Consider the following 9038-nt stretch of genomic DNA (forward strand, 5'->3'; position numbering starts at 1 on the left):
GAATCAAGCTTCGGCGCAGCGCCAGCTGGAAGCCGTGAAGAGGCCGTGGAGGGGATGACGGGAATCGAACCCGCGTGGCCAGTTTGGAAGACTGGGGCTCTACCATTGAGCTACATCCCCGCACTGCGGCACGAGTCCGCAGCGCCACCATCGTAGCGGACGAACGGCCCCCGACATGCCATCGAACGTGCTGCCGCAGCCGGACGGCTCCGACACGCGCCGCATCAAGCGCTCCCGGGTCATCTCCTTCGTGCTCCTCGCCGTCGCCGCCGTGGTGTTCTCGCTCCGCCCCGAGGCCTTCGGCGACCCGCAGTCCCAGCCCTGGCACGCGCTGCTGCACGTCTGGCGGATCGTCCTCGGGGTCGCGCTCATGGTCGCCGCACTCGGGGTGCAGGTCGTCGTCGGGGTGCGGTGGCGGCAGGGCCTCCGACGCAGTGCCGGACAGGAACCGTCCACACACGGCACGCCGCCCGGGAACCAGGCAGCGGGGGACCGCTAGACTCGTCGCGGTCGTGCGTGCCCTCGGGCGTGCGCGGACACCTGGCCCAGTCACGGGGCGTAGCTCAGCTTGGTAGAGCGCCCGCTTTGGGAGCGGGAGGTCGCAGGTTCGAATCCTGTCGCCCCGACCAGGTCCACTCGAACGTCAACCAACAGGAGTACATCCCTTGGCCACCAGCACCGTCGACAAGGTGAGCGACACCCGCGTCAAGCTCACCGTGAACGTGACGCCGGACGATCTCAAGCCGAGCATCGACCACGCCTACAAGCACATCGCCGAGCAGATCAACATCCCCGGCTTCCGCAAGGGCAAGGTCCCGCCGGCGATCGTCGACCAGCGCGTCGGCCGCGGCGAGGTCCTGAACCACGCCGTCGGTGACGCCATCGACACCTTCTACCGCCAGGCGGTGGAGGAGCAGGAGCTGCGCATCCTCGGTCGTGCCGAGGCCGACGTCGCCGAGCTCCCGAACGTGAAGGACTTCTCGGGCGACCTCGTCCTCACCTTCGAGGTGGACGTCCGTCCGGAGTTCGACCTGCCGAAGTACGACGAGTACGAGCTCACGGTCGACGCCGTCGAGGTCTCCGACGACGAGGTCGAGGAGGAGCTGCAGAACCTGCGCACCCGCTTCGGCACGCTCGTGACGGTCGACCGTCCGGCGAAGACCGGCGACTTCGCCCAGATCGACCTCACCGCGACCATCGGTGACGACGAGGTCGACTCGGCCACCGGCGTCTCCTACGAGATCGGCTCGGGCGACCTGCTCGAGGGCATCGACGAGGCGCTCGAGTCGCTCACCGCTGGTGAGTCGACCACGTTCGAGTCCACGCTGGTCGGCGGCGACCGCGAGGGCGAGACCGCGCAGATCGCCGTGACCGTCACCGCCGTCAAGGAGCGCGAGCTCCCCGAGGCCGACGACGAGTTCGCGCAGATCGCCAGCCAGTTCGACACCATCGACGAGCTCAAGGGCGACCTCAAGGAGCAGATCGCGAAGTCCAAGACCTTCGGTCAGGGCGCCGCGGCTCGCGACAAGCTCGTCGAGAAGCTCATCGAGGACGTGGACATCCCGATCTCGGAGCAGCTCATCGAGGACGAGGTGCACCGTCACCTCGAGCAGGAGAACCGCCTCGAGGACGACGAGCACCGCAAGGAGGTCTCCGAGTCCAGCGAGAAGGCCTTCCGTTCGCAGCTGCTCCTCGACGCCATCGCCGAGAAGGAGGAGATCCAGGTCTCCCAGGAGGAACTCACGCAGTACCTCATCCAGGCTGCGGCGCAGTACGGCATGGAGCCGGCCGAGTTCATCAAGGTCATCGACCAGAACGGCCAGATCCCCGGCATGGTCGGCGAGGTCGCCCGTTCCAAGGCCGTCGCGACCGTCCTGTCGAAGGTGACCGTCAAGGACACCAACGGCGACGTCGTCGACCTCTCCGCCTTCACCGCCGGTGTGGCGCAGGACTCGGCTGACGACGAGTCGGCCGACGCCGACGAGGCCACGGAGGCCGACGCGAAGTAACGCGACGCACTGACGGACGGGAGGCACGGTGCCAGCTGGCACCGTGCCTCCCGTCCGTCGTCTGCGCACTTCCCGCGCCCGCGCACCGCCCACAGCGAACAGGCGCGAACAGCCGCGTTGCACCCGATAAGTTCGACATCAAGCGACAACTGAACGGGAGCTTTTCCATGGCCGAAGCGACACTGAACCCCAGTGTTTTTGACCGCCTTCTGAGAGACCGGATCGTGTGGCTCGGCTCTGAGGTCCGCGACGAGAACTCGAACGAGATCGCAGCGAAGCTGCTGATGCTCGCCGCCGAGGACCCTGAGAAGGACATCTACCTCTACATCAACTCGCCCGGTGGCTCGATCACCGCGGGCATGGCGATCTACGACACGATGCAGTTCGTGCCGAACGACATCGTCACCGTGGGCATCGGCCTCGCCGCCTCGATGGGGCAGTTCCTGCTCTCGTCGGGCACGCCGGGCAAGCGCTACATCACCCCGAACGCCCGCGTGCTCCTGCACCAGCCGTCCGGTGGCTTCGGCGGCACCGCTGCCGACATCCAGACGCAGGCCAAGGTCATCCTCGACATGAAGCAGCGGATGGCGGAGCTCACGGCCGAGCAGACCGGCAAGTCGATCGAGCAGATCCTCAAGGACAACGACCGCGACAACTGGTTCACGGCGCAGGAAGCCCTGGAGTACGGCTTCGTCGACCACCTCCGCGCGTCCTCGAACGAGGTCGTCGGCGGCGGCGGCACCGTGGGAGACGGCGAGACGCCGACCGCGGCCGCCGAGCCCGAGTCCCACTGACCACCACCGAAGAGAAGGAAACGAGAATGCACCTCCCCATGCTCGGTGGCGCGCAGAACGTCCCGGCTCCGTCCGATCGCTACATCCTCCCCAGCTTCGAGGAGCGCACGGCCTACGGCTTCAAGCGGCAGGACCCGTACGCGAAGCTCTTCGAGGACCGCATCGTGTTCCTCGGCGTGCAGGTCGACGACGCGTCGGCCGACGACGTCATGGCCCAGCTGCTCGTGCTCGAGTCGATGGACCCGGACCGCGACATCGTGATGTACATCAACTCGCCCGGTGGCTCGTTCACCGCGATGACGGCGATCTACGACACGATGCAGTACATCCGTCCGCAGATCCAGACGGTCTGCCTCGGCCAGGCTGCCTCGGCCGCGTCGGTGCTCCTCGCTGCCGGTACCCCCGGCAAGCGTCTGGCGCTGCCGAACGCCCGCGTGCTCATCCACCAGCCCGCGACCCAGCAGGGTGGCGGTCAGGCGTCCGACATCGAGATCCAGGCGGCGGAGATCCTCCGCATGCGCACCTGGCTCGAGGAGACGCTGTCGAAGCACTCGAACCGCACGCCGGAGCAGGTCAACAACGACATCGAGCGCGACAAGATCATGTCCGCCGAGGAAGCCCTCGAGTACGGCCTGATCGACCAGGTCCTCACGAGCCGCAAGAACCTGCCGGCGCTCGTCAAGTAGCGCTGGACACACGAAGGCCCCGCACCGAACGGTGCGGGGCCTTCGTCGTGCCGGGTGCAGCGGGTGCTGCCGTCGTCGTGGTCGCGCTCTCGGCCTGGAGGCGCGGTGCCGGTCCGGTGGGAGGGCGTCAGTCCTCGTCGTGGTCGTCGGCTGCCGGTGCGGCGGGACGGCGACGGAGCAGCAGCAGGACCGCCACGACGACGCCGGCGAGGACGATCCCGCCGGCGCCGATGAACAGGGCGTCGGTCGCGCTCGAGTCGCCGGTGTCACCGGATGCGGCGTCGGGTGCGCTGGACGCTGCCGCCCCCGAGCCGCCCCTGCTGCCGGTGTCGCAGGTCGCTGGCGTCGCGGTGCCGCGGTCGGGGGAGAAGCCGGCCGGCGCCTTCCACGTGAAGTCGTACCGGTCGGAGACGGTGTGGCCGTCGGCGGACACGATCTGCCACTCGACCTCGTACTTGCCGGAGTCGCCGAGGGCGGCCTTCGTGGTCATCGAGGGCCCGTCGACGGAGACGCAGCCGTCCTCGTGGTACCGGCCGTCGGGTCCGATGACCCGGAAGGCGAAGCCCGAGTCCGACCCGCCGATCGCCAGCAGCCGGTCGTTCGTGGTGATGTCGAAGCGGTCCGGGAGCTCGGTGAGCGTTCCACCGACCGCCGGGGTCGAGGACACCAGGTAGTTGTGCGCGCTGGCGGGGGCGGCGAGCCCGAGGACCGCACCGCCCGCGACGGCGAGGGTCGCGGCGGTCGCGGCCACGGGCCTCCAGACCGCGTGTCGGGGCGTGCCGGACCGGCGGCCGCCCGTCGGACGCGCGCGACGGGTCACTTGGCGGCGTCCCGACGGCGGGTGGCGGCGACGGCGACGACCAGGCCCACGGCACCGACGAGCAGGCCGCCGAGGCCGAGGAAGCGACCGACCAGGTCGGGCTGCGCGGACGTCGTGGCGCTGGCGTCGCTCGCGGTCGCCGTCGTGGCGTCGTCGTCCTCACCGCTCGCCGTGCTGGCGGCGGTCAGGACGATCGAGGGAGCGGGGTGCTCGGGCTCGGCCTTCCCGCTCTCCTGCGCCTGGTCCCAGTCCACCGAGCCCTGCTCGCACGTCTGCACGACGGGGAAGGACACACGGTCGCCGGGCTTGCCGTCGGGCAGCGCGAAGGACAGCGCGAAGGTGTCGCGCTCGTCGGCGGGCAGCGGCGTCTTCGCGGTGTAGGTGATGCTCGTGACGCGCTCGGCACCGGCCTCGGGCTCCTCGTCGCTCGCGGTGCTGCTCGACGGCGCGGTGTAGGGCTCGGTGGCCTTGGTGATCGTCCAGTTCGGGTTGACCGTCGGCGTGACCTCGATGACCGACTCGGGCACCTGGAAGACGAGCTTCGTGGTGGGGGAGCCGTCGCAGCCGTGCGGCACCGAGAACGTCGCGGTCGTGTACGAGTTCGCCGCGGTCGAGGTCGCGTCGGCCTCGACGTGCGCGCTCGCGGCGGCCGCGGTGCCGAGGACGATCGCGGCGGTGACTCCGAGGGTTCCGGTGCCGAGGAGGGCGAGGCGCTTCGTCATGGGGTCCTTCCGGTTTTCTACAACTTGTAGAGGAACGGGTCCACGGTACCAGGTGTGCACGCCCTGGGCGAACGGGTCGGGACAGGCCGAACGGCGTCGCCGTCGCTGTCACCGGATGCGGTTAGAGTCGATCACATCGCGCGGGTCACCAGCCTGCATCGGTCGACCGCACCGGTCATCCAAGGAGGGCACCGACATGGCACGCATCGGGGAGAGCGCTGACCTGCTGAAGTGCTCCTTCTGCGGCAAGAGCCAGAAGCAGGTCCAGCAGCTCATCGCCGGGCCCGGGGTGTACATCTGCGACGAGTGCGTCGAGCTGTGCAACGAGATCATCGAGGAGCGCCTCGCCGAAGCGGGCGAGGACACCACGAGCGGTGACTTCGAGCTGCCGAAGCCCCGCGAGATCTTCGACTTCCTGCAGGAGTACGTGATCGGGCAGGACCCGGCGAAGCGTGCGCTGGCCGTGGCCGTCTACAACCACTACAAGCGCATCCGGGCGCAGGGGCAGATCACCGCCGCCGAGGACCGCGACGACGTCGAGATCGCCAAGTCGAACATCCTGCTCATCGGCCCGACCGGCTGCGGCAAGACCTACCTGGCGCAGACCCTGGCGAAGCGCCTCAACGTGCCGTTCGCCGTGGCCGACGCGACCGCGCTGACCGAGGCCGGCTACGTGGGCGAGGACGTCGAGAACATCCTGCTCAAGCTCATCCAGGCTGCCGACTACGACGTCAAGCGCGCCGAGACCGGCATCATCTACATCGACGAGGTCGACAAGATCGCGCGCAAGGCGGAGAACCCGTCGATCACGCGCGACGTGTCGGGCGAGGGCGTGCAGCAGGCGCTGCTCAAGATCCTCGAGGGCACGACGGCCTCGGTCCCGCCGCAGGGCGGCCGGAAGCACCCGCACCAGGAGTTCATCCAGATCGACACGACGAACGTGCTGTTCATCGTGGCGGGGGCGTTCGCCGGGCTCGAGGACATCGTGTCGTCGCGCGTCGGCAAGCGCGGGATCGGCTTCGGCGCTCCGCTGCACAGCCCCCTCGACCAGCAGGACCTGTTCGCCGACGTCCTGCCCGAGGACCTGCACAAGTTCGGGCTGATCCCGGAGTTCATCGGTCGTCTGCCCGTCGTCACCACGGTGTCGCAGCTCGACCAGGCGGCGCTCATGCAGATCCTGACCGAGCCGAAGAACGCGCTCGTGAAGCAGTACCAGCGGATGTTCGCGATCGACGGGGTCGAGCTCGAGTTCGACCGCGGTGCGCTCGAGGCGATCGCCGACCTCGCCGTGCTGCGGCAGACGGGTGCCCGCGGGCTCCGGGCGATCCTCGAGGAGGTCCTCGGCCCGGTGATGTTCGACGTGCCCTCGGACGACGACGTCGCCCGTGTGGTGATCACCCGCGAGTCCGTGCTCGAGAACGCCGCACCGACGATCGTGCCGCGGCCCCGGGCGAAGCGCGTGGAGAAGTCCGCGTAGCGTCCGACGCCCGCAGGCCGACGGCCCGGTCCCCGCGTGGGTCCGGGCCGTCGTCGCGTGCGGGAGCGGATGCGGGTGCGTTCGTGGGAGCGGTGCGCAGGCGGTCCGGGGCGATCCGCGGTGTGGCGTGCCGCTGCACCACGGGAGGCACGTCGCGCCACGGACTTCCGCGGCGTGACGTGCTTCCGGTTGTGCCGACGCACTGGCCCGGCGCCGCGGCGGCCGGGCCGCCGGCGCGCCGGCCGGGCGCCGGCCGAACGCCGGCCGGTCGGCCGTCGCGCGGTTCGTCCGTCCGTGATCGAACCACGTTTCCGACATCGAACCAACCGCGGCGCCTGGTTCGATGTCGGGAACGTGGTTCGACGGGCGGCGCGCACCGCCGGCCCGCCGGCGCCGCTGCGGCCCGCCGGCCCGCCGGCGCCGCTGCGGCCCGCCGGCCCGCCGCCGCCCGCCGCGCTACTCGAGCCCGCGGCGCCGCAGCAGCGGCCCGACCTCGGCGTCGCGGCCGCGGAACGCCCGGTAGGCCTCGAGCGGGTCCTGCGCGCCGCCGACCCCGAGCACGAGCGACGCGAACCGCTGCCCGGCCTCGCGCGAGAGTCCGCCGTGCTCCCGGAACCACTCGACGGTGTCCGCGTCGAGCACCTCGGACCAGATGTAGCCGTAGTAGCCGGCGTCGTACCCGCCCGAGAACGTGTGCGCGAAGTACGTCGACGAGTACCGCGGCGGCACCGCGGCCACGTCGACGCCCGCGGACGCGAGGGCCTGGCGCTCGAACGTCTCCACGTCGGTGACCTCCGCAGCCTCCGCCGCCGACAGCCGGTGCCACGCCTGGTCGAGCAGTGCCGCAGCGAGGTACTCCGTCGTCGAGAAGCCCTCGTTGAAGCCGGCCGAGTCGCTCAGCCCGAGGACGAGCTCCGGCGGCAGCGGCTCCCCGGTCTCGTGGTGCTTGGCGTAGTTCGCGAGCACCGAGGGCCACGTCACCCACATCTCGTTGACCTGCGAGGGGAACTCCACGAAGTCCCCCTCGACGTTCGTGCCCGAGAACCGCGGGTAGGTCGTCCGCGCGATCAGCCCGTGCAGCGCGTGCCCGAACTCGTGGAACAGCGTCTCGACCTCGTCCTGGATCAGCAGCGTCGGTGACCCGGGTGCGGGCTTCGCCACGTTGAGGTTGTTCACGACGACGGGCAGCGTGCCGAGCAGGTGCGACTGCTCCACGACGGGGTTCATCCACGCACCACCACGCTTGCCGTCCCGCGTGTACAGGTCGAGCAGGTAGAGCCCGACCTCCTCGCCGGAGTCGCCGCGCACCTCGAAGACCCGGACCTCGTCGTTGTAGCCGTGCAGGTCCGGGCGCTCGGTGAACGTCAGCCCGTACAGGGCGCCGGCGGCGTGGAACACCCCGTCGTGCAGCACGCGGTCGGCCTCGAAGTAGGGACGCAGCGCCGAGCTGTCGGCGGCGAACTGCTCACCGCGGAGGACCTCGGTCGCGAACGCCCAGTCCCACGCCTCGACGTCGAAGCCGACCGTGCGGGAGCGTACGGCGCGCTCGTCCTCGGCGTTGGCCGCGGCCGCTGGCACGAGCGACGAGAGCAGCCCGTCGACGGCCTCCGGCGTGCCCGCGGTCTCGTCGGCGGTGACGACGGCGGCGTGGTTCGGGAAGCCGAGGAGCTCGGCCCGCTCGGCCCGGAGCCGGACGATGCGCAGCAGCACCGCACGGTTGTCGTGGGCGTTCCCGCGGCGCCCGCGCGACAGCGAGGCGCGCATGATCCGTTCGCGCAGACCGCGGTCGGTCAGCGAGGCGAGCCACGGGTGGCCGGTGTAGAGCGGCAACGTCACGAGCCAACCGTCGAGTCCGCGGTCCTGCGCAGCGGCCGCCGCAGCGGACTTCGCGCCGTCGTCGAGCCCGGCGAGCTCCTGTTCGTCGGTGACGTGCACGGCGAGGTCGTTCGTGTCCTCGAGCAGATTGCGCTCGAAGGTCGTGGTGAGCGTCGACAGCTCCTGGTTGATCGCGGTCAGGCGCTCCTTCCCGCCGTCGTCGAGACCGGCCCCCGCAAGCGTCATCTCGGTGTGCACCCGCTCGACGAGCCGGCGGTCCTCGTCGGACAGGTCCGCGCGGTCGGCCAGCGAGGACCGCACCGCGTCGACCCGGGCGTACAGCCGGGAGTCGAGCGTGATCGCGTCGCGGTGCGCGGCGAGGAGCGGCGACACCTCGGCCTCGAGGTCGTGCAGCTCCGGCGTCGAGTCCGCCGAAGAAAGCGTGAAGAAGACGTGCGAGACCCGGGTCAGCAGCTGCCCGGAGCGTTCGAGCGCCACCAGGGTGTTCTCGAAGGACGGTGCACCGGGATCGGTGGCGATGGCCTCGACCTCGGCGCGCTGCTCGGCGATGCCGGCGTCGAAGGCGGGGCGGAAGTGCTCGAGCCGGACGTCGTCGAACGGCGGCAGGGCGTAGGGGAGGGTGCTCGGCTGGTCGAACGGGGTGTCCATGGCCCCACCCTACGGACCGGGCCGGACACCGGTCTGGAGGCACGTG

8 protein-coding genes and 2 tRNA genes are annotated in these 9038 nt (G+C 70.4%); 6 read left to right on the forward strand and 4 right to left on the reverse strand.

Annotation, left to right across the window (positions count from 1 at the left end):
- Nucleotides 1-46: 46 nt before the first annotated feature.
- Nucleotides 47-120: transfer RNA gene (locus ACIPEQ_RS07605), tRNA-Gly, on the reverse strand.
- A gap of 55 nt (nt 121-175) precedes the next feature.
- On the opposite strand from ACIPEQ_RS07605, the gene ACIPEQ_RS07610 reads away from it, so the two are divergent.
- From ACIPEQ_RS07610 to ACIPEQ_RS07630, 5 genes are all read left to right on the forward strand, one after another.
- Nucleotides 176-499, forward strand: a complete 324-nt coding sequence (locus ACIPEQ_RS07610; RefSeq protein WP_402714717.1) for a hypothetical protein — start codon at nt 176-178, stop codon at nt 497-499.
- A 53-nt stretch (nt 500-552) separates the two neighbouring features.
- A tRNA-Pro gene (locus ACIPEQ_RS07615) sits at nt 553-629 on the forward strand.
- Nucleotides 630-665: 36 nt separating this feature from the next.
- Complete coding sequence (gene tig / locus ACIPEQ_RS07620) at nt 666-2009, forward strand: trigger factor (RefSeq protein WP_126892097.1); 1344 nt, start codon at nt 666-668, stop codon at nt 2007-2009.
- Nucleotides 2010-2176: 167 nt separating this feature from the next.
- On the forward strand, nt 2177-2803 hold the full coding sequence (locus ACIPEQ_RS07625) for an ATP-dependent Clp protease proteolytic subunit (RefSeq protein WP_058742932.1): 627 nt from the start codon (nt 2177-2179) through the stop codon (nt 2801-2803).
- Nucleotides 2804-2829: 26 nt separating this feature from the next.
- Nucleotides 2830-3489 carry an ATP-dependent Clp protease proteolytic subunit gene (locus ACIPEQ_RS07630; protein ID WP_058728413.1) on the forward strand — a complete coding sequence of 220 codons (660 nt, stop codon included), beginning with the start codon at nt 2830-2832 and terminating at the stop codon, nt 3487-3489.
- Nucleotides 3490-3616: 127 nt separating this feature from the next.
- Here the strand turns inward: ACIPEQ_RS07630 and ACIPEQ_RS07635 are convergent, their stop codons facing one another.
- Nucleotides 3617-4240, reverse strand: a complete 624-nt coding sequence (locus ACIPEQ_RS07635; RefSeq protein WP_402714718.1) for a copper resistance protein CopC — start codon at nt 4238-4240, stop codon at nt 3617-3619.
- A gap of 65 nt (nt 4241-4305) precedes the next feature.
- Nucleotides 4306-5031, reverse strand: a complete 726-nt coding sequence (locus ACIPEQ_RS07640) for a YcnI family protein (protein ID WP_402714719.1) — start codon at nt 5029-5031, stop codon at nt 4306-4308.
- Between the two features lie 196 nt (nt 5032-5227).
- On the opposite strand from ACIPEQ_RS07640, the gene clpX reads away from it, so the two are divergent.
- Nucleotides 5228-6508 (forward strand): ATP-dependent Clp protease ATP-binding subunit ClpX, encoded by a 1281-nt coding sequence (gene clpX / locus ACIPEQ_RS07645; protein WP_058728416.1) that lies wholly within the window; start codon nt 5228-5230, stop codon nt 6506-6508.
- Between the two features lie 456 nt (nt 6509-6964).
- Here clpX and ACIPEQ_RS07650 read toward each other — a convergent pair whose 3' ends face one another.
- Complete coding sequence (locus ACIPEQ_RS07650; RefSeq protein WP_402714720.1) at nt 6965-8992, reverse strand: M3 family metallopeptidase; 2028 nt, start codon at nt 8990-8992, stop codon at nt 6965-6967.
- Between the last annotated feature and the right edge of the window lie 46 nt (nt 8993-9038).

This window comes from Curtobacterium sp. NPDC087080 (assembly GCF_044745105.1).
Lineage (GTDB): Bacteria > Actinomycetota > Actinomycetes > Actinomycetales > Microbacteriaceae > Curtobacterium.

What these genes read in the sequence shown, in the direction of transcription:
- ACIPEQ_RS07630 (WP_058728413.1), top strand. Translation starts at nt 2,830, where the DNA reads ATGCACCTCCCCATGCTCGGTGGCGCGCAGAACGTCCCGGCTCCGTCC.
- ACIPEQ_RS07625 (WP_058742932.1), top strand. Translation starts at nt 2,177, where the DNA reads ATGGCCGAAGCGACACTGAACCCCAGTGTTTTTGACCGCCTTCTGAGA.
- clpX (WP_058728416.1), top strand. Translation starts at nt 5,228, where the DNA reads ATGGCACGCATCGGGGAGAGCGCTGACCTGCTGAAGTGCTCCTTCTGC.
- ACIPEQ_RS07640 (WP_402714719.1), bottom strand. Translation starts at nt 5,031, where the DNA reads ATGACGAAGCGCCTCGCCCTCCTCGGCACCGGAACCCTCGGAGTCACC.
- ACIPEQ_RS07650 (WP_402714720.1), bottom strand. Translation starts at nt 8,992, where the DNA reads ATGGACACCCCGTTCGACCAGCCGAGCACCCTCCCCTACGCCCTGCCG.
- ACIPEQ_RS07610 (WP_402714717.1), top strand. Translation starts at nt 176, where the DNA reads ATGCCATCGAACGTGCTGCCGCAGCCGGACGGCTCCGACACGCGCCGC.